The sequence below is a fragment of the Kribbella swartbergensis genome (assembly GCF_054784135.1).
In genome coordinates, this window is sequence record NZ_BAAGPM010000034.1 from 233,737 (window position 1) to 257,444 (window position 23,708).

The 23,708-nt window shown below is 68.5% G+C and carries 27 protein-coding genes; 12 read left to right on the forward strand and 15 right to left on the reverse strand.

Features of this window, described 5'->3' with window-relative positions; all coding sequences use genetic code 11:
* Positions 1-96: 96 nt before the first annotated feature.
* Complete coding sequence (locus ACYVOK_RS30215) at positions 97-1,461, reverse strand: cation:dicarboxylate symporter family transporter (RefSeq protein ID WP_460665973.1); 1,365 nt, start codon at positions 1,459-1,461, stop codon at positions 97-99.
* A gap of 156 nt (positions 1,462-1,617) precedes the next feature.
* On the opposite strand from ACYVOK_RS30215, the gene ACYVOK_RS30220 reads away from it, so the two are divergent.
* Both ACYVOK_RS30220 and ACYVOK_RS30225 read left to right on the forward strand, forming a co-directional pair.
* The gene (locus ACYVOK_RS30220) at positions 1,618-2,874 is read left to right on the forward strand and encodes a sensor histidine kinase (protein WP_460665974.1); all 1,257 of its coding nucleotides are present in this window, start codon (positions 1,618-1,620) and stop codon (positions 2,872-2,874) included.
* Positions 2,867-3,544, forward strand: a complete 678-nt coding sequence (locus ACYVOK_RS30225; RefSeq protein WP_460665975.1) for a response regulator — start codon at positions 2,867-2,869, stop codon at positions 3,542-3,544. The genes ACYVOK_RS30220 and ACYVOK_RS30225 overlap by 8 nt, the downstream gene beginning before the upstream one ends.
* 27 nt (positions 3,545-3,571) lie before the next feature.
* On the opposite strand, the gene ACYVOK_RS30230 is transcribed toward ACYVOK_RS30225, so the two are convergent.
* The gene (locus ACYVOK_RS30230; protein WP_460665976.1) at positions 3,572-4,069 is read right to left on the reverse strand and encodes a heme-binding beta-barrel domain-containing protein; all 498 of its coding nucleotides are present in this window, start codon (positions 4,067-4,069) and stop codon (positions 3,572-3,574) included.
* A gap of 173 nt (positions 4,070-4,242) precedes the next feature.
* Here ACYVOK_RS30230 and ACYVOK_RS30235 point away from each other — a divergent pair, with 173 nt between their 5' ends.
* The gene (locus tag ACYVOK_RS30235) at positions 4,243-4,605 is read left to right on the forward strand and encodes a DsrE family protein (protein WP_460665977.1); all 363 of its coding nucleotides are present in this window, start codon (positions 4,243-4,245) and stop codon (positions 4,603-4,605) included.
* 337 nt (positions 4,606-4,942) lie between these two features.
* Here the strand turns inward: ACYVOK_RS30235 and ACYVOK_RS30240 are convergent, their stop codons facing one another.
* The 3 genes from ACYVOK_RS30240 to ACYVOK_RS30250 form a co-directional block, all read right to left on the reverse strand.
* Positions 4,943-6,463, reverse strand: a complete 1,521-nt coding sequence (locus ACYVOK_RS30240) for a hypothetical protein (RefSeq protein WP_460665978.1) — start codon at positions 6,461-6,463, stop codon at positions 4,943-4,945.
* The gene (locus ACYVOK_RS30245; protein WP_460665979.1) at positions 6,463-7,020 is read right to left on the reverse strand and encodes a hypothetical protein; all 558 of its coding nucleotides are present in this window, start codon (positions 7,018-7,020) and stop codon (positions 6,463-6,465) included. The genes ACYVOK_RS30240 and ACYVOK_RS30245 overlap by 1 nt, the downstream gene beginning before the upstream one ends.
* A gap of 120 nt (positions 7,021-7,140) precedes the next feature.
* Positions 7,141-7,965, reverse strand: a complete 825-nt coding sequence (locus ACYVOK_RS30250; RefSeq protein ID WP_460665980.1) for a beta-keto acid cleavage family enzyme — start codon at positions 7,963-7,965, stop codon at positions 7,141-7,143.
* 93 nt (positions 7,966-8,058) lie between these two features.
* Here ACYVOK_RS30250 and dtd point away from each other — a divergent pair, with 93 nt between their 5' ends.
* Both dtd and ACYVOK_RS30260 read left to right on the forward strand, forming a co-directional pair.
* Positions 8,059-8,484, forward strand: a complete 426-nt coding sequence (dtd, locus tag ACYVOK_RS30255; RefSeq protein WP_460665981.1) for a D-aminoacyl-tRNA deacylase — start codon at positions 8,059-8,061, stop codon at positions 8,482-8,484.
* A gap of 158 nt (positions 8,485-8,642) precedes the next feature.
* Positions 8,643-9,584 carry an acyl-CoA desaturase gene (locus tag ACYVOK_RS30260; RefSeq protein ID WP_460665982.1) on the forward strand — a complete coding sequence of 314 codons (942 nt, stop codon included), beginning with the start codon at positions 8,643-8,645 and terminating at the stop codon, positions 9,582-9,584.
* Between the two features lie 126 nt (positions 9,585-9,710).
* Here the strand turns inward: ACYVOK_RS30260 and ACYVOK_RS30265 are convergent, their stop codons facing one another.
* The 7 genes from ACYVOK_RS30265 to arfB form a co-directional block, all read right to left on the reverse strand.
* Positions 9,711-10,937, reverse strand: a complete 1,227-nt coding sequence (locus tag ACYVOK_RS30265) for a choice-of-anchor P family protein (RefSeq protein WP_460665983.1) — start codon at positions 10,935-10,937, stop codon at positions 9,711-9,713.
* Positions 10,938-11,279: 342 nt separating this feature from the next.
* Positions 11,280-11,576: a DUF1416 domain-containing protein gene (locus ACYVOK_RS30270; protein ID WP_460665984.1), complete on the reverse strand. Its 297-nt coding sequence runs from the start codon at positions 11,574-11,576 to the stop codon at positions 11,280-11,282.
* 3 nt (positions 11,577-11,579) lie between these two features.
* Complete coding sequence (locus ACYVOK_RS30275; RefSeq protein ID WP_460665985.1) at positions 11,580-12,428, reverse strand: sulfurtransferase; 849 nt, start codon at positions 12,426-12,428, stop codon at positions 11,580-11,582.
* A 12-nt stretch (positions 12,429-12,440) separates the two neighbouring features.
* On the reverse strand, positions 12,441-12,896 hold the full coding sequence (locus tag ACYVOK_RS30280; protein WP_460665986.1) for a DUF4395 domain-containing protein: 456 nt from the start codon (positions 12,894-12,896) through the stop codon (positions 12,441-12,443).
* Positions 12,897-13,175: 279 nt separating this feature from the next.
* Positions 13,176-14,066, reverse strand: coding sequence for an RDD family protein (locus tag ACYVOK_RS30285; protein WP_460665987.1), 891 nt, complete (start codon positions 14,064-14,066; stop codon positions 13,176-13,178).
* Between the two features lie 62 nt (positions 14,067-14,128).
* Positions 14,129-14,587 (reverse strand): TlpA family protein disulfide reductase, encoded by a 459-nt coding sequence (locus tag ACYVOK_RS30290; RefSeq protein WP_460665988.1) that lies wholly within the window; start codon positions 14,585-14,587, stop codon positions 14,129-14,131.
* Positions 14,588-14,647: 60 nt separating this feature from the next.
* Positions 14,648-15,082 carry an alternative ribosome rescue aminoacyl-tRNA hydrolase ArfB gene (gene arfB, locus ACYVOK_RS30295; RefSeq protein ID WP_460665989.1) on the reverse strand — a complete coding sequence of 145 codons (435 nt, stop codon included), beginning with the start codon at positions 15,080-15,082 and terminating at the stop codon, positions 14,648-14,650.
* 34 nt (positions 15,083-15,116) lie between these two features.
* On the opposite strand from arfB, the gene ACYVOK_RS30300 reads away from it, so the two are divergent.
* From ACYVOK_RS30300 to ACYVOK_RS30310, 3 genes are read left to right on the forward strand one after another with little or no spacing between them, the layout of a single operon-like run.
* Positions 15,117-15,743 (forward strand): hypothetical protein, encoded by a 627-nt coding sequence (locus ACYVOK_RS30300; RefSeq protein WP_460665990.1) that lies wholly within the window; start codon positions 15,117-15,119, stop codon positions 15,741-15,743.
* Positions 15,740-16,309, forward strand: coding sequence for a hypothetical protein (locus ACYVOK_RS30305; RefSeq protein WP_460665991.1), 570 nt, complete (start codon positions 15,740-15,742; stop codon positions 16,307-16,309). The genes ACYVOK_RS30300 and ACYVOK_RS30305 overlap by 4 nt, the downstream gene beginning before the upstream one ends.
* Positions 16,306-16,911 carry a hypothetical protein gene (locus ACYVOK_RS30310; RefSeq protein ID WP_460665992.1) on the forward strand — a complete coding sequence of 202 codons (606 nt, stop codon included), beginning with the start codon at positions 16,306-16,308 and terminating at the stop codon, positions 16,909-16,911. The genes ACYVOK_RS30305 and ACYVOK_RS30310 overlap by 4 nt, the downstream gene beginning before the upstream one ends.
* On the opposite strand, the gene ACYVOK_RS30315 is transcribed toward ACYVOK_RS30310, so the two are convergent.
* A complete protein-coding gene (locus ACYVOK_RS30315) occupies positions 16,874-18,166 on the reverse strand; it encodes a hypothetical protein (protein ID WP_460666346.1) in 1,293 nt (430 codons plus the stop codon). The two genes, ACYVOK_RS30310 and ACYVOK_RS30315, sit on opposite strands and share 38 nt — an antisense overlap.
* Positions 18,167-18,421: 255 nt before the next feature.
* Between ACYVOK_RS30315 and ACYVOK_RS30320 the strand changes: the two genes are divergently transcribed.
* The gene (locus tag ACYVOK_RS30320; protein ID WP_460665993.1) at positions 18,422-18,730 is read left to right on the forward strand and encodes a hypothetical protein; all 309 of its coding nucleotides are present in this window, start codon (positions 18,422-18,424) and stop codon (positions 18,728-18,730) included.
* Between the two features lie 40 nt (positions 18,731-18,770).
* On the opposite strand, the gene ACYVOK_RS30325 is transcribed toward ACYVOK_RS30320, so the two are convergent.
* The gene (locus ACYVOK_RS30325) at positions 18,771-19,010 is read right to left on the reverse strand and encodes a MoaD/ThiS family protein (protein WP_460665994.1); all 240 of its coding nucleotides are present in this window, start codon (positions 19,008-19,010) and stop codon (positions 18,771-18,773) included.
* Between the two features lie 163 nt (positions 19,011-19,173).
* Between ACYVOK_RS30325 and ACYVOK_RS30330 the strand changes: the two genes are divergently transcribed.
* Complete coding sequence (locus ACYVOK_RS30330; RefSeq protein ID WP_460665995.1) at positions 19,174-19,884, forward strand: winged helix-turn-helix domain-containing protein; 711 nt, start codon at positions 19,174-19,176, stop codon at positions 19,882-19,884.
* Between the two features lie 104 nt (positions 19,885-19,988).
* Here ACYVOK_RS30330 and ACYVOK_RS30335 read toward each other — a convergent pair whose 3' ends face one another.
* On the reverse strand, positions 19,989-21,773 hold the full coding sequence (locus ACYVOK_RS30335; protein ID WP_460665996.1) for a bifunctional metallophosphatase/5'-nucleotidase: 1,785 nt from the start codon (positions 21,771-21,773) through the stop codon (positions 19,989-19,991).
* A 117-nt stretch (positions 21,774-21,890) separates the two neighbouring features.
* On the opposite strand from ACYVOK_RS30335, the gene mshD reads away from it, so the two are divergent.
* Entirely contained in the window at positions 21,891-22,808 is a 918-nt protein-coding gene (gene mshD, locus ACYVOK_RS30340; protein WP_460665997.1) for a mycothiol synthase, read from the forward strand.
* Between the two features lie 207 nt (positions 22,809-23,015).
* A complete protein-coding gene (locus ACYVOK_RS30345; RefSeq protein ID WP_460665998.1) occupies positions 23,016-23,642 on the forward strand; it encodes a DUF6318 family protein in 627 nt (208 codons plus the stop codon).
* The last annotated feature ends 66 nt before the right edge of the window (positions 23,643-23,708 follow it).

Consider the following 23,708-nt stretch of genomic DNA (forward strand, 5'->3'; position numbering starts at 1 on the left):
TGTGGACACGACCCCGGTCGCGGACAGCCTGGACATGACACTGCCCGTCAGCCTGGAAGGAAGCTGACGGGCAGTGCCGGAGGGGTGGAGAGGTGGCTAGTGGGCGGCTCCACTGCCGACAGCGGCCGGTACGTCGCCCGCGTGGGTGTCACCAGCGGCAAAGGCCGCCTCGTCGAACGGATCCTCGCCGGCGAAGACCTGGCGGGCCTGTTCCTTGTCGAACGCGCCGACCCAGTGCCCGACCACGACCGTCGCCACCGCGTTGCCGGCGAAGTTGGTCAGCGCGCGGGCCTCCGACATGAACCGGTCGATACCGACGATCAGGCCGACGCCGTCGACCAGGTCCGGCCGGTGCGACTGCAGGCCGCCGGCCAACGTGGCCAGGCCGGCACCGGTGACGCCGGCGGCGCCCTTGGAGGCAATGATCATGAACAGCAGTAGGGAGATCTGCTGGCCGAGCGAGAACGGCTCGTTCAGCGCCTCGGCGATGAACAGCGACGCCATGGTCAGGTAGATCGCCGTACCGTCCAGGTTGAACGAGTAGCCGGTCGGGACGGTGATCCCGACCACGGACTTGTCGACACCGAGGTGCTCCATCTTCCCGATCAGGCGGGGCAGGGCGGTCTCGGACGACGAGGTGGACACGATCAGCAGGAACTCCCGGCCCAGGTACTTGAGCAGCTGGAAGATGGAGATCCCGGTGACCGTCTTGAGCAGCGTGCCGAGGACGACCAGGACGAACAGCGCACAGGTGATGTAGAAGGCCAGCATGATCTTGCCCAGGCTGACCAACGCGTCCGTGCCGGTGGCGCCGACGACGTGCGCGATCGCGCCGAACGCGCCGATCGGGGCGGCCCACATGATCATCGCCAGCACCTTGAACACCAGCCGCTGGATGTGGCCGATACCGTCCAGGATCGGCCGGCCCTTGGCGCCCATCGCCTGCAGCGCGAAGCCGATCAGCAGCGCGACGAAGACGGTCTGCAGCACCTCGCCCTCGGTCAGCGCGGACACGATCGTCTTCGGGATGATGCCGAGGATGAAGTCCGACGTACTCTCGTGTGCGCCGGCGGCCTGCTTCTGGCCGGCCTCGCGCAGCGTGTCGGTCAGGTTCAGGCCGGACCCCGGCTGGACCAGATTGCCGACCAGCAGGCCGATCGCCAGTGCCGCCGTCGACATCACCAGGAAGTAGACGAGGGCCAGGCCGCCGACCTTGCCGACGCTGGCGGCCTGGCGGACCGAGCCGATGCCGAGCACCAGCGTGCAGAAGATGATCGGGCTGATCATCATCTTGATCAGGTTGACGAACCCGGTGCCGAGCGGTTTCAGCTCGACCGCCAAGTTCGGGAACAGCAGTCCGACACCGATGCCGAGGGCGACGGCGACGATGACGGCGATGTAGAGGAAATGGGTCCGGTCGTTGCGGACCGGAGTGGGCCGGGATTCGGTCGGGCTCGACATTGGGGGACACTCCTGTATCGGCCGGGCGGGCGGTTACCCGAGTAACTGTGACGTGACGCACAGGGGAACTGCGGATTTCGTTCATATCGTTCGCCACAGCGGACCAGTGCACCGGCTGGAATGCACAAATCCGGTCCCGATGTGCAGACTGTCCGCATGAAGCACCGGCCGTGGGAGCTGCGCCGCCAGGTCCTCTGGCTGCAGACGATCACGGTCGGAATCCTGATCACGGTCGTCTGGATCACCATGATCGCCCAGTCGCGAACCCAGGCCGACCGGGACGCCGCGGCGGCCGGCGTCACCCCGCCCGGTTGGTGGGAGCTGATCCGGCTCGACCTCCGCTCGATGCTCGGCGTCGCCAGCCTGATGCTCGGGTTCGCGATCGCCGGCAACGCGCTCGTCTCCTGGCGGGTACGACGGGCCACCCGCGGCATCGGCACCCAGGCACTCGCCCGGATGCTCGACTTCTACGAGGGTGTCCTGCGCGCCGCCCGGGAGGGCCTGATCCTCCTCGACGCGGACGGCCGGATCCAGCTGGTGAACGACGAGGCCCGGCGCCTGCTCGGCCTGCGGACGGTCGTCCCCGGCACCCCGATCCAGCAGCTGGACCTGGGCACGACGCTGTCCGAGTTGCTGGCCGCCGGGCGTACGGCGTACGACGAACTCCACCTCGGCGCCGAGGGTGTCGTCGTCGTGAACCAGCAACCGGCCAGGTCCGGACGGATCGTCACGCTGCGGGACCACACCCAGCTGCAGCGGCTGCTGGGCGAGCTCGACGCGGTCCGCAGCCTGGCCGAGTCCCTGCAGGCGCAGAACCACGAGGCCTCGAACCGGCTGCACACCGTGGTCAGCCTGATCGAGATCGGCAAACCGGAGAAGGCCCGCGAGTTCGCGGTCTCCGAGCTGCAGTTCGCCCAGGCGATGACGGACCGTGTCGTCGGGACGGTCGGCGACCCGGTGCTCGCCTCGCTGCTGCTCGCCAAACTCTCCCAGGCCCAGGAACGCGGAGTGGCGCTCACGTTGGAACTCGGTCACGAGGCACTCAACACCCGGCTGCCGGCGCAGGACGTCGTCACGGTCGTCGGGAACCTGCTCGACAACGCCATCGAGGCCGCCCGCGGCGGACCCGCGCCGCGCCGGGTCGAGTTGAGGGCGAGTACGACGCCGGACGCGATCGACCTGGCCGTCACGAACACCGGCGCCGAACTCGGCGCGCTCGAGCTGGCGCACATGTTCGAGCGCGGCTGGACCACCAAGGCGGAGCCGGGTCACGGGCTCGGGCTCGTGCTGGTCCGCAGTACGGTCGAGCGCTGGCAGGGGTCGCTGATGGTCGACCCGGACTCCGAGCTGGACGACGTACCGGCACTGACCGTGCGGGTCCGCCTGCCGCGGGCGGTGGACGCCAGTGCCTGACCTGCGGGTCCTCGTGGTCGAGGACGACCCCGTCGCGGCCGAGGCGCACCGCACGTACGTCGACCGGTTGCCCGGTTTCACCTGTGTCGGCGTCGCCGGTTCGGCGGCTCGCGCGCTGCAGGTGCTCGCCCGCGGTGAGGTGGACCTCGTCCTGCTGGACATGAACCTGCCGGACGGTCACGGGCTCGACGTCGTCCGCCGAATGCGTGCCCTGGGCAACCAAACCGACGTGGTCGCGGTGACGGCCGCGCGGGAGGTGGCCGCGGTCCAGGCGGCGGCCCGGATCGGCGTGGTGCAATACGTGCTGAAACCCTTTGCCTACGAGACTTTGCGGGACCGGCTGACGGCGTACGCACGGCAACGAAAGGCGGCCGAATCGGGGCAGATCGTCGCGGACCAGGACGAGGTCGACCGGTTGTTGCACCCGGCAACAGTCTCGTCGGTGCCGAAGGGACTGGCCGGGTCGGTGCTGGACCGGGTTGTCCAGCTGCTCGGCAACCGCGAGGGCTGGACGGCCGAGGAGGTCGCGGCGTCCCTCGGGACGTCACGCATCACGGCGCGGCGGTACCTGGAACACCTCGCCGACCAGGGCCAGGCGCTGCGCACGCAGCGGTACGACGGCCGCAGCGGACGGCCGAAGGTCGAGTACTCCTGGGTGGCGGAGAGTTAGGTCGCCCCGGACCTGGGTGGCGGAGAGTTAGTTCGCCCGGACGAGGGTGGCCCAGAGGTGGGGCTGCAGGGGCTGGCCCTCGGCGGCCATGTCGTAGGCCCACATCAGCTCGCCCTTGACCAGGCCGTACAGCCGGTGGCCGGCGCTGACCTCCTTGGCCGTCTGCGTCCGGGCGACCACGTCGGTGCGCAACTCGATCTTCGCGCCGTCGATCTCGCCGTACCAGATCTCCGTGATGCCGGTCGGGTGCGCGAGCACGACCTCGACCTTCTTGTCCGGCTTCGGCCGCCAGAACCCGGTCTCGACCGCGAGCGGGCGCTCCTTCCGGCCGTCCTCGCCGACCACGTAGGTCTGGCTGACGTAGTGCAGGTACGGCTTGCCGTTGTGGCTGAAGTCGATCTGCTGGCCGAACTCGAACTTCTCGATCGTCGGGTAGTCCCCGTGACCGCGGCCCTCCCAGCGACCGAGCAGCCAGGCCAGCGGCATCAGGTCGGGGTGAAGGTCCTGCGGGATCTCGAACGCCATCTTCGGTGGTGCTCTCAGTTCGTGCCGCGGCCGCGGTACAGCCGGTAGACGACGAACGCCGAGAACCAGCCCATGAACACACAGACCAGGACCAGCAGCGTGGTGAAGATGACGTGCAGCACGTCGGCCAGTCTAGAGGATCGCCGCCGGGGTCCCTCGGCTACCGTGGCGTGATGTCCCGCACGCTGGTGATCAAGCTGACCGCAGGCGCCGAAGAACCCGAACGCGCGAACCAGGCGTTCACGGTGGCCGCGACCGCAGTAGCCGCCGGAGCCACGGTGTCGCTCTGGCTGACCGGGGAAGCCGTCTGGTTCGCCGTACCCGGCCGGGCCGAGGCGTTCGAGCTACCGCACGCCGCGCCGCTGGCCGATCTGGTCTCGGCGGTCCTGGAAGGCGGTCAACTGACCGTCTGCACCCAATGCGCCAAACGCCGCGACCTCACCGAGCCGGACCTCCTCCCCGGCACCCGCATAGCCGGCGCCCCCGCCTTCACCGAAGAAATCCTCAACGCCAACACCCAAGCAATCGTCTACTAACCCCAACCCCCGGTGCCGCCCAAGGCGCACCGGATTACACCGCGCGGCAACTCGACGACCCGCCGCCGAGGTGTGAGCTGACCACCCGCGAGCCGAGGCGGGAGCTGACCGCCCCGCCGCCGGGGCGGCGCCTGATCAGGTTGCTGTGGCGGGGCTGATTTCCCCGCCGTAACCGGGTCCTTTGGGTGCCCCGGGCGCCGCGGTTGACGCTCAGCTGGTGCTGCTGCGGGTTGGTAGGGCGGGGCCGACCTACTCGCCGAGACCGGGGCCTTGGAGGCCACGGCCGCCGCCGACGACGGACTGCTGGTGCTGCTGGGGTTGGTGTGGTGGGGCTGAGTTACTCGCCGAGGCCGGGGGTTTGGGGGCCGCGGGCGCCGCGGTTGACGGTCTGCTGGTGCTGCTGTCCGGGGGTCTGGCCGCCGCGGCCGCCGGTGAGTGCGGCTTCCTTCGGTCGAACGGCCGCGCCGTTGGCCGGTGAGGTGCCGGCGCCGGCGACATGCTGGTTGCGACCGATCTCGTCCGGAGTCATCCCGTTCGGCCGGGCGCTTTGCTGCTGGTCGCCCTGAGTCTGCGCACGCTCCGCCCGCTGCTCGTCCAGCACCCGCTCCACCGGCTGAACCTGCTGCCCGTTCTGTTGGACTTGCTGCCCGTCCTGCTGGACCTGCTGACCGCTCTGCTGGACCTGTTGTCCGTCCTGCTGGACCTGTTGTCCGTCCTGCTGAACCTGTTGTCCGTCCTGCTGGGTCTGCTGACCGTTCTGCTGGGCCTGCTCCGCCTGCCGGTTCGCCTCAGCCCGATCTCCCGCAGTAGGCAACCCCGGCTCCTGCCCCTGCTGAACCTGCTGCTCCTGGTCCTGCACCTGCTGCCGCTGCGGATCCTCACCATTGAGCGCAGCCTGGTTGACTGTGCCGTCCTCGTTGGTGAACTCGCGGTCCTGGTCCTGCTGCTGTTGCTGCTGCGGGTCCTCACCGTTCAGGGCAGTCTGATTGATCGTGCCGTCCTCGTTGGTGAACTCGCGGTCCTGGTCCTGCTGCTGTTGCTGCTGCGGGTCCTCACCGTTCAGGGCAGTCTGATTGGCCGTGCCGTCCTCGTTGGTGAACTCGCGGTCCTGGTCCTGCTGCTGTTGTTGCTGCGGGTCCTCACCGTTCAGGGCAGCTTGGTTGACTGTGCCGTCCTCGTTTGTGAACTGGCGGTCCTGCTGGTCTTCCTGGTTCTGTTGGGCGCGTTGTTCTTCTTCCTGGCGGTCCTGGAGTTCGTCCACCGCCGCCGCCGTACCGGCAGCCGCAGCGACCGGAGCGGCCGCGTCGGCGCCCGGCTCGGACCGCTCCCGGTCCTCGCGCTCGCGCTGGCGTTCCTGCTCCCGGCGCGCCTCGGCTTCCCGGTCGCGCTCGGCCTGCTCCCGCTCGCGGTCCTCGACCTGGTCGTCGACACCGTCGCCGTCCTGGTCGACGTCACGATCGCGGTCCTCGGTCTGCTCGTCGCGCTGCCGGGCAGCGTCGTCGGCCTCGCGCCGGTTCTCGACGTCGTCGGGCACCCGGTCCCCGTCGCGGTCGAGGTTCGCGTCCTGCTGCCGGTCGAGCAGCTCCTGCTGTTGACGGTCGACGTCCTGCCGCAGCCGGTCGTTCTCCTCCCGCAGCTGCTGGATGCGCTCCTCGAGCTGCCCCCACTGGTCCGCCGGCTCCCGGTCGTCCAGCGCGCGGTCGAGTTCGGGGTTGTGCTGCCGGGCATTCCGGATCTGCTCCAGCAGCATGCGCTGTTCCTGCCGCCGGGTGAGGGCGTCGCGCAGCCGCCTGATCTCGTTGATCTTCTGCAGCAGCGCACCGACCACCTGCTCGAAGATCTCGTCCTCCGCAGCCATCACGCCACCTCGCTCGCATAGACGGAGTACCCGAAGCCGGCCTGCGTGTCGTCCGGCCCGGGCTGTGTCGCGTACAGGTGAAACTCGGCGCCCGGCCGCAGCCAGACCGCCAGGTGGCGACGGCGCCCCCGCCACTCAGGGGGAACCCTTGGGTCGGATCCCGGACCGACGAACACCGGATCACCCCAGTAGCTCCGGGCGAGCTTGAGCTGACCGGGCCAGTGCTCGTCCAGCCCTTCCTCGGCGTCGGGCAGCTCCGACGGCGCGATCTGGTACGCCGACCAGCCGCTGCGCGGACTCTCCGGCAGTACGGCGTCCGGCAGCACCAGCATCACGGTCTCGCGCGGGGTGACCAGGCCCCAGGTGTAGCGGTCGGGATCGATGTTTCCGGGAGCCCACGGACGCCAGCCGGTGGCCGCGGTGACCCGGTTGACCAGCGCGCGGATCGCGTCCAGGCCGGTCCCGGGCGGTCCCCAGACGGATCTCCAGTCGGAGACCTCGGCGAGGTCGGCCATGGCGCGCTCGTCATCGTCGGACGACCGCAGCTGCGTCTTCACCCGTCGGCTCCCTTCCTCAACCCGCACAGCCTAAGCCCCGACCGGTGCCACCACCCCTCGACAGACGCACGGCATCGCCGCCCGGATCCCGGGGATCCGGCGGGTTTGCCGAAGGCAACTTCAGCGCTTGATGTTCAGCAGCTCGCGCGCCTCGTCGGGCGACATCGGCGGACGCTGCGCCAGCGTCGCCAGGGAGGCGGCCCGCTCGACCAGCTCGGCGTTGTGGGTGACCGGCTGCCCCTTGGCGAGCGTGAGGGTGTCCTCCATCCCGACCCGCAGGTGGCCGCCCTTCGACAACGCGGCCAGCGCCACCGGGAGCGCCGTACGCCCGATCCCGGTGGCGGACCACGAGGTGACCGCGTCCGGCAGCGCGTTGACCGCGGCGACCAGGGCATCCGCCGTACCGGGCATGCCACCCGGTACGCCCATCACCAGGTCGCAGTGCACGCGGCCGCCGTACGGGAGTCCGAACTTGTCCAGCAGCCGGTGCAGCGCCGCCACGTGCCCGAGGTCGAACAACTCGAACTCCGGCACCACCTCACGCTCCTGCGTCAACTGGTACAGCTCGGTGACGAACGGCCACGGATTCATGAAGACGTCGTCGCCGAAGTTGACCGTGCCCATCGTCAGCGAGCAGGAGTCCGGCGCGGCGTCGAGGACGCGGAGCCGGTGGTCGTACGGGTCGGTCACCGCGCCGCCGGTCGACAGCTGGACGATCAGCGCGGTGTTCTCTCGGACCGCGGCCACGGTGTCGGTCAGCCGGCCGAGGTCCAGCGTCGGCCGGTGCTCGCCGTCGCGAATGTGGATGTGGATCATCGCCGCCCCGGCGGCCTCGCACCGCTTCGCCGTCTCCACCAGTTCGTCGAGGGTGGTCGGCAGCGCCGGGCAGTCCGCCTTGGCGGTCTCGGCGCCGGTGGGAGCAACGGTGATCAGAGTCGAGGCCATGAACAGATCCTGCCAGATCCGGTCTCGCGACGGGATATTTGCCTGTCATCCGGCCTGATGACCGGACGATCTCCCGCGCGGCAGGATGGTCTCATGAGAGCCGTCGTACAGCGAGTCAGCCAGGCATCGGTCACCGTCGAAGGCGAGGTGGTCGGGGCGATCGACGAGCCGGGACTGGTGGTCCTGCTCGGTGTCACCCACGACGACACCGAGGAGAAGGCGAAGGCGCTCGCGGCGAAGATCTGGACGTTGCGGATCCTGCGGGACGAGCGATCGTGCTCCGACGAGCACGCGCCGATCCTCGCGATCAGCCAGTTCACCCTGTACGCCGACACCCGCAAGGGCCGCCGTCCGTCCTGGAGCGCGGCCGCCCCCGGCCCGGTCTCGGAACCGTTGTACGACGCCTTCTGCGCCGCCCTCGAATCCCTCGGCGCCAAGGTCGAACGCGGCCGGTTCGGCGCCCAGATGGACGTTGCTCTGGTCAACGACGGCCCGGTTACCCTCGTTCTCGACGCGTGATCGCCGGACCCCGGGAACGGCGCCGCCGGACCATCGGCGCGCGAAGTCGTGAGTAACGAGGCGCGAATCGGGGCACTTGTTGAGTAGGCACGGGTCACCGAGGCCCCGCCCGTGCTCGGGTGTCGGTCGGCGGGAACCTTCATCGAGGAGTGTGGACCATGACTTCACCAGCACATCCCGACGATCCGCCGCCGGGCGAGTTCCAAGCCGTCGGGGGGAGGGTGGAGCGCGGGCTGATCTGGGTTTTCATCGTCGTCCCCACGCTCGCGCTACCGCCGGGGATCTTCTTCGCCTGGGGCGGCTGGATCGGCTGGCACGACATCGTCCTGCTGGTCGTGTTCTATGTGCTCACCACCACGGGCATCGGCGTCGGTTACCACCGGGCCTTCACCCACGGCTCCTTCAAGACCAGGCGAGGCCTCAAGATCGCACTCGCGATCGCCGGCAGCATGGCGCTCGAAGGACCCGTCATCCGCTGGGTGGCCGACCACCGCAAACACCACAAGTTCTCCGACCGGGACGGCGACCCGCACTCACCGTGGCGCTACGGCACCTCCGCCTGGGCGGTGACCAAGGGGTTCATCTTCGCGCACGTCGGCTGGGTCCTGTGGGGCAAGGACCGCGCCGAGCCGAAGCACTACGCCCCGGACCTTCTGCACGACCGCGACATGGCGGCGATCTCGCGGCATTTCCGTGAACTGGTCGCGATCTCCCTGCTGGCACCGGCGATCATCGGTGGACTGTGGGACAGGTCGTGGCACGGTGCCGCGACCGGATTCTTCTGGGGCACCCTGGTCCGGATCGCCCTGATGCATCACGTGACGTTCTCGATCAACTCGATCTGTCATGTCACCGGTGAGAAGCCGTTCAACGCCCGGGACCGGTCGGGGAACGTCTGGTGGCTGGCGATCCTGAGTCAGGGCGAGTCCTGGCACAACCTCCACCACGCCGACCCGACCTGCGCGCGCCACGGCGTACTCAAAGGGCAGATCGACATCAACGCCTGGTTCATCAAGCTGTTCGAACGTCTCGGCTGGGCGTACGACGTGCGGTGGCCGAACCGCGAACGCCTCGAGCGGAAGCGCGCCGCCGCCGCTTGACCTCGCACCGTCACTCCGAACGACGCACACAGAGAACGGCCCCGGCCGGATCCTTGAGGATCCGGCCGGGGCCGGTGTGTGTTCCGAATCGGTGAGGTGCGACTCAGAAAGGTGCGTCCGGCTGGATCAGCCGATGACGCCGGCGGCCGAGTGGCCGACGATGACCTTGGTGTTCAGGCTGTAGACGTCGATCACCAGCGCGTTCACCGCGACGTACCGCTGCTGCTTGACGACCTGGTTGAAGGTCAGCTTGGCGACACCCGGGATGTCCAGCGTGGCGTTCGGTCCGGTCTGGACCGGGTACACCTTGTTGCCGACGCGGATCGAGGCGACGCTCGAGGAGTGGTCCAGTCCGACCTTGCCGTCCTTGGTCTTCCACGCCGAGGCGGAGGACTCGATGGCGCCGATGGACAGGTTGCCCACCTTCACACCCGCGACGTGCGAGGTGAACTTCACCGCGGACTTCTCCATACCCATGTAGCCGTTCTTCGTGGTGTAGACCGCACCCACGTAGGCGACCTTCGGGATGACCAGCTCGCCGATCGCGTTCCGGATCGTCTTGCCTTCCGTGCCCTGGCAGGTGGCCTGGTACGACGTCGGACCGGAGACGACCAGCTTGTCCACGTGCGCCTTGGTGCCGTAGGCGTCACCGATCACCATCGCGGTGGCCGGCTTGGTGATCTCGGCGCGGGTCTTCAGCACCACGACGTCGACGCCCTGCGGGATGTACTTGTTCTTCACGTTCGCGTGCAGCACGACGGCCTGCGCGTACGAGTAGATGCCGGTGTTGGTCTTCACGCCACCGACGCGGTTCAGCACCATGTAGCCGAGGCCCGGGATGGCGACCTTGGTGTTCGGCTCCGGCTTGAGCAGCGACGGCACCGAGACGGCACCGATCTTGACGCCGGCAAAGCTGGTGCTGCCGGTGTAGGAGAGCTTGCCGTCCTTGTAGACAGACGTGGTGGTGGTCTTCACACCCGTCAGGTGCAGCAGGCTGCCGAGCTTGATGTCGACGGCCGACGCGTTGCTGGTGACACCGTTGCCGTTCTTGTTGTTGAACGAGTGGGTGTCGGTCCGCACGGTGCGGGCGATCGCGTGGTTGTTGACGTTCGCGGCGGCGAGGTCGTTCTTGTCGGACCGGTTCGAGTCCGTGGTGCAGCTGATCTGGCTGACCACCTGCGGGCCGCTGTTCGCCAGACCCGACTGGACGTCGGTGCCGAACGCGTAACCGCTGTAACCGAAAACGGGCGACGCGGACGCCGAACCCGAGGTCAGCGCGATCGTAGAAGCTACGCCGACAACCGCCGCAACTCCGACGGCAGCGAGCTTCTTGTATCCGATGCGGGGTCTCATGACCCCTCCTCCCTGAGTGATGACGTGACCCGGATGGCGGGCCAGGACACAGACACAACTCAGTCGATTGCGGTAGGTAACGAGAAGGTCCCGCTCCGAGATCAAACCGTTACATGACGGCTCGACGGGCGAGATTTCCGGTCCGCCCCCGTAACTTCGCAGTGATGCCGGAAACCGTCCGTTCTGCAGGCGAATCCGGACATGCCGAAGGGCCCGGACGCGCAAGGTCCGGGCCCTTCGGGGCTTGCATCAGGGTGGGCCGTCGTCGGGTGGTGACGGCACCATCAGTAACGAACGACTGCTCGGTCGGCTACGGCCTGTCCGGCGGCCGCGGCGTACCGCTCAGACCGCGACGGCCACCTCGGCGACCGTGCCGTACTGGGCGACGACCTGGCGGTCGACCGGCTCGGCCTTCGGCGCCAGCGTGCGCAGGGTCCAGTTCCCCGGCGCCGCGAAGAACCGGAAGTGCCCGGTCGCCGACGTCGGCACCTCCGCGGTGAACTCACCGGAGGCGTCCAGCAGCCGCACGTACGCACCGCCGACCGGCTCGTCGCCGCGCAGGACCTGGCCCTGGATCACGGCTTCCTTGTCGACGTCGACGCCCTTGAGGTCGAGGCCGCCCTTCTTCGCTCCGCACATGTGTCAGGCCTTTCCGGGTTCGTCGCCGAGGGCAACGGGTACGCCGACCAGCGAACCCCACTCGGTCCAGGAACCGTCGTAGTTCTTGACGTTCGGCTGCCCGAGGATCTCGTGCAGCACGAACCAGGTGTGCGCCGACCGCTCGCCGATGCGGCAGTAGGCGATGGTGTCCTTGCCGAAGTCGACGCCGGCCTCGGCGTACAGCGCCTTCAGCTCGTCGTCGGACCGGAAGGTGCCGTCGTCGTTGGCGGCCTTGCTCCAGGGGATGTTCGCGGCGGTCGGGATGTGACCCGCGCGCTGCGCCTGCTCCTGCGGCAGGTGGGCCGGGGCCAGCAGCCGGCCGGCGTACTCGTCGGGGCTGCGGACGTCGACCAGGTTCTTCACGCCGATGGCCTCGTTGACCTCGTCGCGGAAGGCGCGGATGGTCAGGTCCGGGTCCTGCGCCTTGTACTGCGTCGTCTCACGCTTGACGACCTCGTCGGTCAGTTCGCGGCTGTCCAGCTCCCAGCGCTTGCGGCCGCCGTCGAGCAGCCGGACGTCCTGGTGGCCGTACAGCTTGAAGTACCAGTACGCGTACGCCGCGAACCAGTTGTTGTTGCCGCCGTACAGCACGACCGTGTCGTCGTTCTTCACGCCGCGCTCGGACAGCAGCGCCTCGAACTGCTCCTTGTTGACGAAGTCACGCCGGACCGGGTCCTGCAGGTCTTCCTTCCAGTCCAGCTTGATCGCGCCGGCGATGTGGCCGGCGTCGTACGCCGAGACGTCTTCGTCGACCTCGATCAGGACGACACCGGCGTCGTTCTTGTGCTCCTCGACCCAGTCGGCCGAGACGAGCGCGGACTCCCTGCTCATGTGTGCTGCCTCTCAGTTGTTGGTAGCGGTGGTTGGCGTACGAATGCGGTGGATCAGCAGATAGGCCTCGCAACCGAGGCAGAGCCCGACGGCCGCGTTCACGAACGCGGCGACCAGGGCGAACCCGGTGGCGACCACGCCGAGCACGGTGAGACCGGTCAGGTACCCGAGCAGACCGGCGGCCGCGAAGACGAGACCGACCAGCTGGGCGAACCGCGGCGGGGCCGCGTCCTCCAGCTCCTTGGGCGGACCCAGCCGGGGGCGGATCAGCCGCTTGAACAGCTGCCCGTACGGCGACGCCTGGACGCCGAACGCGACGGAGATCGCGAACACCACGGCCTGCACCGCGAGCGGCCAGGCGCTGTTCAGGATCAACGTCAGCGCGAGCAGCACGGTGGTGACGCCCGCGGCGAACCGGAGTCCGCGCGGGTCGACCTTGGCTTGTGTCGCCGTCTTCTGGTCGGACATGACGACTCCCGGAGGAGAAGAAGGTTCGAGCCGGACCCGCCCGGGTCTGCGGGAGACGACGTACGCGAAACCGTGCTCAGCGACCGGTTCCGCAGCGCTCGGGACGCCGCCTGGTCAGCGGCGACGACACAGCGACGAGCGCACCCGGCAGTTGTCCACTGCCCGGCGCTTGGTCAGCCATGTCGTGTAAGCCACGGATCGAGAGTACGGAAAGCGGGCGGGACCGCCAGCCGTGGTCCCACCACATGAGACAACTGATCACATTACGGACAGCAGCAGCTACGTGCGCACCACGTTGGTCGCGGCGATCTTGTCGTGCAGGGCCTGCTTCTTGTCGTCCCACAGCGGCCACAGGTAGTTGATCAGGCCGAGGAAGCTGAACAGGGTGCCGACCAGCGGGATCGCGCCGAGCAGGCTGAGCGCGGTGTAGAAACCGAACCGTTTGGCGACCGCGGATCCCGGCGGCGGACCGGCCACGTCCCGGAGACGGACGGCGATGCCGAGGGCCATCTTGCCGGGCGTGGCGCCCTTGCGGGTCAGGAAGAAGTACTCGTAGACGAAGGACACCGCGATCCCGATCAGCACGGCCGGGATCATCCACTGGTAGGCCTCGGAAGGTATCGCGAAGGTCGACTGCGGCGTACCGGCCGCGGCACCGTCCAGGGTCTCCTCCATGGAGTCCCACATGACCTGGAAGTACTGCCAGTAGAAGTACCCGGTGAGCGGCAGACCGACGATTGCGACGATGAGCCCGTCGATGATGCGGGCGAACACGCGCCGCCACCAGCCGGACAGTGGCTGCCCGTCAGGCGTGGTGCGCACCTTCTGACCGGGGTAGCCGTAGCCCTGCCCGTAGGGCTGCTGCGGGTACGGCGACTGACCGGGCTGGCCGTACTGCTGTGGGTGCCCGTACTGTGCCTGGCCCGGTTGGCCGTACTGCGCCTGGCCCGGCTGACCGTACTGCGTCGGGCCCGGCTGACCGCCGCCGAACACCTGGCCGTGCTGGGCCGGCTGCCCGAACTGCGGCCGGCCGCCGGGCTGACCGAACTGGCCCTGGTACGGCGGAGGGCCCTGGCGCGGACGGCGGTCGTCCGTCCATTTGTTGCCGTCCCAGTACCGCTGCTGGGACTGGTCCTCGGGGTCGTCGTACCAACCGGCTGGATAGCTCACCGCCAAAGCATCACCTAACTGGTGGTCCATCCGCCATTCGTTGGCAGTTACCGGCCGGGATTTCAGCGCGCCGCGGGCTCGATCGCGGTCGCCAGCGCGGCGATCACGTCGGGCTTGCGCGGGGCGCCACTGGCCCGCTTGACGATGGCGCCGGTGCTGTCGAGCACCAGCGTCGTCGGAGTCCGCAGGATGTCCAGGCGGCGTACCAGCTCGAGGTGCGCCTCCGCGTCGAGCTCCACGTGCCGTACGCCGTCGACCATGCCCTCGACCTCGGCCAGGGTCCGTCGGGTCGCCCGGCACGGCGCGCAGAACGCCGACGAGAACTGCAGCAGGGTCGCCCGCTCACCGAGCTCCGCGCCGATGTCGGCCGCGGACACCCGGTCCACGCTGTCCACCTGTTCGGTGTCCACCTTTCGCACCAGTCGGGTCCCCCGGAAGCGCCCGTCGAGCTTGGACTTGAGCAGGCTGAGGACGACGCCGGCGGTGACCGCACCGACCAGGACCCACATCCCCAGGCTCATGACAATCCAGCGTACGTCGCTGGTCTATCGGCTCAAACGGCCGTTCAGCCCTCGGACGCCTCAGTCGTCCGGCCGCGACCGGAGCCGTTTGGTCTCGCCGCGGCGCTTCTTCTCGTCCAGCCGCCGCCGGACCGAACTCCTACTGGGCCTGGTCGGCCGCCGCTGCCGGGGCGGGGCTGCGATCGCCTCCCGCAGCAGCGCGGCCAGCCGGGTCCGCGCCGCCTCCCGGTTGCGCCACTGCGACTTGTGCTCCGAGGCGGCCACGGTCAGTACGCCGTTCACCAGCCGCGACCCCAGTCGCTCCAGCGCACGAGCCCGCAGTACGTCGGACAAGGCTGTCGTACCCGCGACGTCGAAACTCAGCTCGACCCGGCTGTCGGTCGTGTTGACCGACTGCCCGCCCGGCCCGCTGGACCGCGAGAAGCGCCACGCCAGTTCCGTCTCCGGGATCACCACTCCCGGTCGCACCACCAGCCCTCCGTCCACGGCACCCATTCAACCGGACCCCTGGATGGTTAGGCTGCTGCCCGTGCGGGAAACGGGGAGCGGGGGCCGGGAGCAGGAAGAACTCCCGGAGCTGAAGGACCTCAAGGTGCGTGGCCGGTCGATCCGGACCTGGGCGTTCAGTGCCGGAGCGGTGCTGCTGGCGATCTCGGCGGTGTTCGGCGGTCTGAAGAAGGCGGACGACGAGACGCCTTGGGTCGACGCCGGGACGGCGATCGACGCAGGCCGGTTCGAGGTGACGATCCAGCGGGTCGTCACGGTGAAGGATCTCAAGCCGCTGTTCACCCCTGACGAGGGCGGTGCGCTGATCGCGGTGGTGACCAAGCTGAAGGTCACCGACGACCTCGGTACGACGCCCACCAGCGACCTGATCCGGCTGATCGGCGTACCGGGGATCAAGGACACCGACGCGCCACTCGGCACCACGAACCTGCGCGACGCGACGATGCACCCGGTGCTCACACCCGGTTTCGCCGAGGACGTCGCCTACGTGTGGAAGTTGCCAAAGGCCACGGAGTTGCCGGCGTCGGTGCAGCTCACGGTCCGCGGGTACGACCACCAGGAACAGTCGCTGCTGGACCACCACGAGAAGTGGCTGCCGGGCGAGATCGCCGCCGAGAGCACCGTCGCCGTCAAGGACAACACCAGATGAGGCCCCGCAAGCTGGTCGACATCGGGCTCACGCTCGTCGTCCTGGTGGCGATCGTCGGGCTTTACCGGCTGACCCCGACGCAGAAGGACATCCAGGAACCGGTGGCGGTGACGGGCGTGGTAGGCCGTGCGGTGAAGACCCCGCGGTTCGACCTGACCGTCGAGGGCGTCCGTGTCGGCCGGACGCTTCGCCTGCCGGGTGCGGCGAAGGCCCGAGACACCTTGTCGAACTTCGTCGTCGTGGACGCCGTGGTCACGGCCACCCGCGAGCCGATTCATTTGGCCTCGGTCCGGATCGTCGGGTCGGACGGAGTGACGTACCTCGCCGCCAACCGCAGCGGCCTGGATCGGGTGGACCTGACCGGGTTCGAGTTCGCCCCGGACATCCCGGTCCGCGGCTCGTTCGTGGTCGAGCTGCCGGCCGACAAGTTGCCCGGGGCGACCTTGCAGGTGATGGAGAAGGCGATCTTCAACGATCTGGAGCCACAGGCCACGATCCCGCTGGGCATCGACTCGGCTCCGGCCGTCGAGGACGTGGTCACGCTGACCCGGGCGGTCGAAGCATGACCGGTGCACGCCGAGCCCGGCGGGGATGGTTCCACAAGAATCTTGCCGCGTTGGGGGCATTGGTCGTCGCCGTCCCGCTGGCCGGCTGGTGGACCACACGCAGCGACTACAAGTCCTGGTACGACGCCGAACCGCGTGACCCGGTGGTCGTCGCGGCAGGCGGGACGTCGTACGCGGGAGCCACCTGGTACGCCGCCGGCGTGGAAGTGGACCCTCAGGCGCGCGCCGGCCGTCAGGCTGACCCGACACCGGCCGGGACCACGCGAGTCCGGGTGTACTTCCGTCTGCAGGTCGATGACTTGGCTGCGTTGGAGGGCCTCGGCGGATGCAGGCCCCAGCTCCGTGCATCGGACGGACGGCTGTGGAACGAATCTTCTACGGCTGGTGACTTCCAGGACCGGCCGACCGGCTGCACGGGTGGGTACGACTCGTCGCCCCAGAGTTGGCGTGGTGCGGCTGCGCAGTACTACCTGAAGCCGGTGGCCGGTAAGCCGTTCGAGACGGTGGCTGTGTTCGTCGTACCGACGTCTGTCGCGTCGGACGTGCAGCCGATACTCACGTGGGCTACGAGGCTCCCTCAGTACTTGGTATTCCCGAGGTAGCGGCGGTCAAGTCGGTCACGCCCTGGTCGCCCTCCGGCTGCTCGTGCACAGCACGGGTCCGCGGGGTCAGGTATCCGGCCAGACCGCCGATCATCCGGTCGTACGCCGCCGCCAGCAGACTGACCTGGAGCATGATCTTCAGTCCGTCGGTGACGAGGCTCAGCGGCTCGTCGACGACCTGCCAGAACTGCAGCGAGTGCGGACCCAGCACCCAGAGCTTCAGGGCCATCCATACGCCGCTCGCCGCGAACGTCACGACCGCCCAGGCCAGGAAGTACCCGAGCATCGGCCGCAGCCCGGAGCGCACCACCAGCCGGAAGGCGTCGGCGACCGGGGTCCACCGGTCCCGCCAGTCCGACACCATCGAGTTGCCGGCCGCCCGGACAATCCTCGGCGTCTGCTCCCAGCGACGCGTGATCCGGTCGAACCGCCAGCGCGGCTGCGGCTTCTCCGCCTTGTGGACGGCGCGGCCGTAGATCACCGCGGTCATCGTGATCCACATCAGCGGCAGCACCGCGGCGTTCCAGAGATCGCCGATGCCGGCCGCCAGGAAGCCCGCCACGCTGTCCCAGATCTCGCGGACCCGGTCGATCACCAGCACGCGGTCCAGCACCCAGGCGTACGCGTCCTGCACCCACAGCCAGACCTGCCGCTCCTGCAGCCACGCCTTCGGCGACGGGACGAACGAGGACGCCTGGTACGCGACCACGAAGATCCACAACGCCTCGAGGTACGTGACGAACAGCTTCCGGACCGGGCCCTCGTTCTCCCGTTTCCACTTCTTGAACACCAGCCGGAGCAGGTACGCCGAGACACCGAGCCCGATGAACAACCACGTCGACAGCGACCGCAGCCCCTGCGACTCCTGGGGCGCCGACCCACCGGTCAGGACCGCCGCCACCGTCTCGTTCACCTTGTGGACGGCCAACTGGTACTCGTAGTCGAGCGCCTCGGCCTGCAGGAACTTGTAGGCCGCGTAGAACGCCAGGAACGGCAGCAACGCCGCCGCGAGCGCGTCGAGCGCCCGATGCTCCACACCAGGCTCTACCCCGTCGGGCGCGAGCATGCCCTCGGCAACCGCCCGCTTGTGGAACGGCAGCTCACCTCTGAGCACCAGGAACATCGCGACGTACATCGCCAGCGACACCACGACCAGCAGCGCCAGCACCGCGATCCCGGCCGCGTCAGCCTTGGCCCCCGCCTGCACAGCCAGCCACTGCAGTCCCCGGTGCGCCAACTGCGCGATCAAGAACACAGCCAACAACCGAGGCCACGCCCGCGCGAACAATCCCCCAGCCCGCCCCACCGTCGTGAGCAGACTCCCCGTCTCCACCGCCACCCCGCGAATCTACCTCCCCAAAGCGTCACTGCCCCGCAGAAGCCGACCACCCCACGCTGGGGCGGATTCGACGTTCTCCGACAGCTGCGGCCAGGTGCCTGAGCAGGCAGCTTTGGAGTTGGCGGGGTTGCTTGGTACCTTGCGTACTCGGTCTTTCACGGAAGGTGACCGATGGCGCACGTTGCTCCGACTTCGCATCGCCGTGCGACCCGCGCGTCGCACCGCAACCACCGCAGTGCCGACGGCCCGATCCAACTCACCACCTGGCTGGGCCTCACCTTCGCCATGGTCCTCGGCCTCTGGCTGACCTCCCGCTCCCACGTCGGCGTCCACGCCGCCGGCATCACCCTCCTGGTGATGCTGGTCCCGCTCACCGTCGCGGTCTTCGTCACCGGCCTCCGCCGCGGCATCGGCTCCGGCAAGGCAGCCCTGACCACCGCCGTAGCCCTGACCTTCGTCGCCCTGAAGTTCCTCTTCTGACCCAGCGGAGCGACCTCGAGGACCCCGCCAGGGTCAGCGGTCAGCCGCCGGCGAACGGTGGGAGGGCGTCGACCTGGGCGCCCGGGTGAAGGGGCGTGGACGGGTCGGCGCGCCGGCCGTCGAGGAGGAAGGTGCAGATGCCGAGGACCCGGGCGAGCTCCGGCCGGCCGGCGGACACGGTGCTGATCAGCTCGCGGATCGAGGCGGCTTCGGCGGTCGCGGAGGACTCTCCGGCGGCGGCACGCGCGGCCGCGAAATACCTGATGGTGACTTCCGGCATCTGAGAGAACGCCTCACTAATCGGTTAAGTCTTCCGCTATTATGTCAGCTTGCTGTTGCTATCCAGTGTGTCTCGGGCCCCCGGCAATGACGCCGTTGGGGCCTGACGTGCAAAAGGACCGGATCGCTCACCAGGGATCCGACGACCAGCACAAGGAGACAGCGTGAGTACGTTGCTTCTGCTGACGAACGCGCTGCAGGCCTCCACCGAGGTCCTGCCCTCGCTCGCCCTGCTGCCGCATCAGATCCGGATCCTTCCCGCCGAAGTCGCCGCACTGGTCGACGCCCCGGACGCGGACGCCGTCCTGCTCGACGCCCGCCGCGACCTGGTCGCGGTGCGTGGCGTGTCCCGCCTGATCCGGACCACCGGGATCGACGTACCGCTGATCCTGGTCGTCACCGAGGGCGGTCTGACCGCGGTGAACGCCGACTGGGGCGCCGACGACGTACTCCTGGACACGGCCGGCCCGGCCGAGATCGAGGCCCGGCTCCGGCTGGTGATCGGCCGCCTCGCCGCGGTGCGGAACGAGGACCCCGACACCTCACTGATCCGCAGCGGCGACGTCGTGATCGACGAGGCGTCGTACACCGCGAAGCTCAACGGCCGCGCGCTCGACCTGACCTACAAGGAGTTCGAGCTCTTCAAGTTCCTCGCGCAGCACCCGGGCCGCGTGTTCACCCGGGAGCAACTGCTGCAGGAGGTGTGGGGCTACGACTACTTCGGCGGCACCCGCACGGTCGACGTCCACGTACGGCGGCTGCGCGCGAAACTCGGCCCGGAGCACGAGGCCCTCATCGGCACCGTCCGCAACGTCGGCTACCGCTTCGTCATCCCGCCCAGCACCACCCGCGAGACCGCCGAGACCAACGCCTGACCTCAGCTTCCACGAAGCCGCCGCGCCCAACCCGCGGCGGCTTCGTCTTTCCCGGATCGGAGAGGTATGCCGGTACGCCGTACTTGACGGCGTACCGGCATACCTCAGGAGCCGATCGAGATGCGGTCGGTCGGGACCGGCGTGTACGGGTCGTGGGCGGTCAGGTAGTTCGAGAACGCGTCGATGTCCAAGCCGCCGAAGAACTTGTTCGTCGCGGTGGTGAAGGCCGGGAAGCCGTCGCCGCCGTCGGACAGGAAGTTGTTCGTGACGATCCGGTACGTCGTACCGTCCACCAGCGGCTGGCCGGCGATCTTGATCGAGCCGGGCACAACCTTCGAGCCCGCCGGCGCGGCCGGGTTCCAGGTGTAGGTGATGCCCGCAACCTGGAGCACCTTGAACTTCGGCGCCTCCGGACCGTTCACGCCGGAGAACTGCTGCTCCAGCAGGGCCTTGAGCTGTGTCCCGGTCATGTCCATCGATACCAGGTAGTTGTTGAACGGCTGCACGGTGAACGCCTGCCCGAAGGTGACCTCACCACCGTTCGACGCCAGGTCGGCGCGGATACCGCCCGGGTTCATGAACGCGGCCACCGGAGTCTTGCCGTCCGTCACGACCGACGGATCAGCGAGCTGCGCGTCCGCGATCAGGTTGCCCAACGGCGACTCGAGCGAGTCGTCCGCCGTCCGCGAGACCGACGGCGTGGTGATGTGCCCGATCACCTTGTTCGCGATCGGCGCGACCAGCGTCTGGTACTTCGAGATCAGCGCGCTGGTCCGGGGGTCCTTCCGCACATCCTGGGTGACGATCTGGTTGTTGGCGATCGTGTTCGCCCGGTCGACGTCACCGGTCGCGTTGTCGATGCTCAGCCGCACCTCGGTGACGAGCTTGCCGAACGAGGACGCGCTGGTGACGAGCCGCGGCTGGCCGGCGTTGTCCTTGAGCGTGCAGTTGTAGCCCTGGTGGGTGTGGCCGGAGATGATCGCGTCGATCTCCGGATCCAGGCCGGCGTTGATGTCGACGACCGGGCCGGAGATGCCCGGGCAGCTGTTGTACGCGCGTGCGTCGGCGGGGAAGCCACCCTCGTGCAGCAGCACGACGATCGACTCGACGCCGTTCTGCTTCAGGATCGGCACCAGCTTGTTCGCGGTCTCGACCTCGTCGGTGAAGGTCAGGCCCTCGACACCGGACTTGGTGACGATGTTCGGCGTGTTCTCCAGCGTCATGCCGATGAACCCGACCTTGCGGCCGTCCTTGAAGGTCTTGATCTCGTACGGCGCGAACAGCGTCTTCTGGGTGTTCTCGAAGAACACGTTCGCCGACAGGTAGTTGAACTTCGCACCCGTGAACGGCTGCTTCGGGTCGGGGCAGGAGTTCTGGTTGTTCTGCCCGTCGCCGTCGGGCAGGCAGCCGCCGGTCTGCATCCGGAGCAGCTCGTGCCACCCCTCGTCGAACTCGTGGTTGCCGACGGACGCGATCTCCAGGCCCATCCCGCTCAGTGCCTCGATCGTCGGCTCGTCGTGGAACGCGGCCGACAGCAACGGCGAGGCGCCGATCAGGTCCCCCGCGGCGACCGTGACGGACTGCTGCCCCTTGGCCGCGGCGGCCGCGCGCATCTGCTTCAGGTGCGTCGCGAGGAACTCGGCGCCACCGGCGGGTGTGCCGTTGACGTTGCCGCTCGAGCTGGTCGGGCTGTTCGGCGCCAGGTTGCCATGGAAGTCGTTGATGGCGAGCAGCTGGATCTGCGTGTGCGTCGGCTCGGGTTTCGCCGGCGCTGCCTGGGTCACGGTTCCCCCCGTGGCCAAGCCGAGTACCGCGGCCGCGCCCGCGGCGAGCAGGCCGATCGCCCGCCGTCCGCGCAGCCACGTTGTGTCTCGTCCTGTGAAGGCCATGTCTACTCCGTCGTAGTTCGGTCACCGCTGGTGCGCGGTGCCGAGAAATTACCCGACCTTCCGCGACCTCTCCAAGGACCTGAGCACGAACTGACCCGGACCTTCTACCGTATTCCGGTGACTCTTGAAGCCGTTCCCTCACCGTTGCCGCCGGCCACTGCCGCCGCCGTCACGGAACTCGCCCGCGCCGCCGCAGAGAGCGACGGCGTCAACCCACTCTCAGAGCGCACTCTGCTCCACCTCGACGGCGAACATCCGGGCGACGTGCACGTCCTCGCGTACGACGGCGAACCGGGCACGATCGAGGTCACCGGCCTCCAGAGCGCCCGCAACCTGATCGGGTACGGCTCGCTGTCACCGGACGGCTCGGCCGAACTGGTGGTCACCCCCGCGTTCCGGCGGCAGGGCATCGGTACGGCGCTCCTACGCATGCTGCTCGACCACGGCGGCCCCCGACTCCGCGTGTGGGCGCACGGGCGGCTCCCCGGCAGTGACGAACTGGCAGCCCGACTGGGTCTGGAGGTGACACGGGAGCTCTACTTCCTCCGTCGTACCAGAGCCCCGCTGCCCGAACCGGTCTGGCCGGAGGGGATCGCCGTACGCACGTTTGTCCCCGGACAGGACGAGGCGGCGTGGCTGGAGGTCAACAGCCGGGCGTTCGCGGACCACCCGGAGCAGGGCAGCTGGACAGCCGCCGACCTGGCCGAGCGACTGCAGCAGCCGTGGTTCGACCCGTCCGGGTTCTTCCTCGCCGTGAACTCCAGTAGTGGGGCGCTGGCGGGCTTCCACTGGACGAAGGTCGAGGAAGGGGTCGGAGAGGTGTACGTCGTCGGCGTATCCCCCGACTACCAGGGCAGCGGCCTCGGCAAGGCTCTGACTCTCCAGGGTCTCCATCACCTACAGGAGGAGCGGGGCCTGGACACAGTCGTCCTGTACGTCGACGGCACCAACACAGCCGCCCGCGGCCTCTACACCTCCCTCGGCTTCACCACCGCCGCCCTGGACGTCCAGTTCGCCCCCACCACTCCCCTGTGAACGGCATCACAGCGAATCCACCCGTTCACTTGGCGTCATAAACCCCACCTACCCCCGTCTCACCATCAACCAGGAGCCGCCCGCGCCTCTAACCCCCCAGCCGGGCGGCTCCTGGCCTCCCCCGTTATCCACAACTGCATCTTTTGACATCCCAAACCGCTCCCGCCCGCCGTTACGATCAGTGTCGACTACGGAGGGCTGACACTCGTGACTAACCGCAACAGGCCACTACAACTCCTCCTCCTGGCCTGCCTAACCACCACACTCCTCCCCGCCTGCACAAACAGCCCCGAAGCCGGCCACCCCAACACCACCGCCACTTCGGCGCCGACGTCGACATCCGGGCCGGATGCTACGGCCTCGTCACCCAGCAGCGGTTCGGCTTCGACGTCCGCCTCGCCGCAACAGCCACCAATTCGGCCTTCGGGCGCGAACGGGCTGTCACTTGCCGCCGCGGAGGCGTTCATCCGGTACTACTCCGACGTACTGAACTACGCGTCTGAGACGGGTGACACCGCACCACTTCTGGCGGCCAGCGACGGCGGTTGTGAAGGGTGCAAGCTCTACGCGGACTACGTGAAGAAGGCCAACGGCAAGAACGGCGGTCTGACCGGGGATTACCGGGAGAAGCTGACGGAAGTCTCGGAGCTGTATCGGGGCACGAACGGACATATCGGAGCCTCGGCGCTGGTAACCATCGGGGCATATGTCAGCAAGCAGACACCGACGTCGAAACCTGTCGCCAGCAAAGCCGCCAAGTACAAGCGCGAGATCGCGCTCTCTCCCAAGAACGGCAACTGGATCATGTTCGAAATGAAACTGGTCGAGCAATGAGCCGGGCGACTTCGATGGCCGCGACCCTGGCTAGCGTCGCCGGAACTGCTGTGGTCTGGACGATGG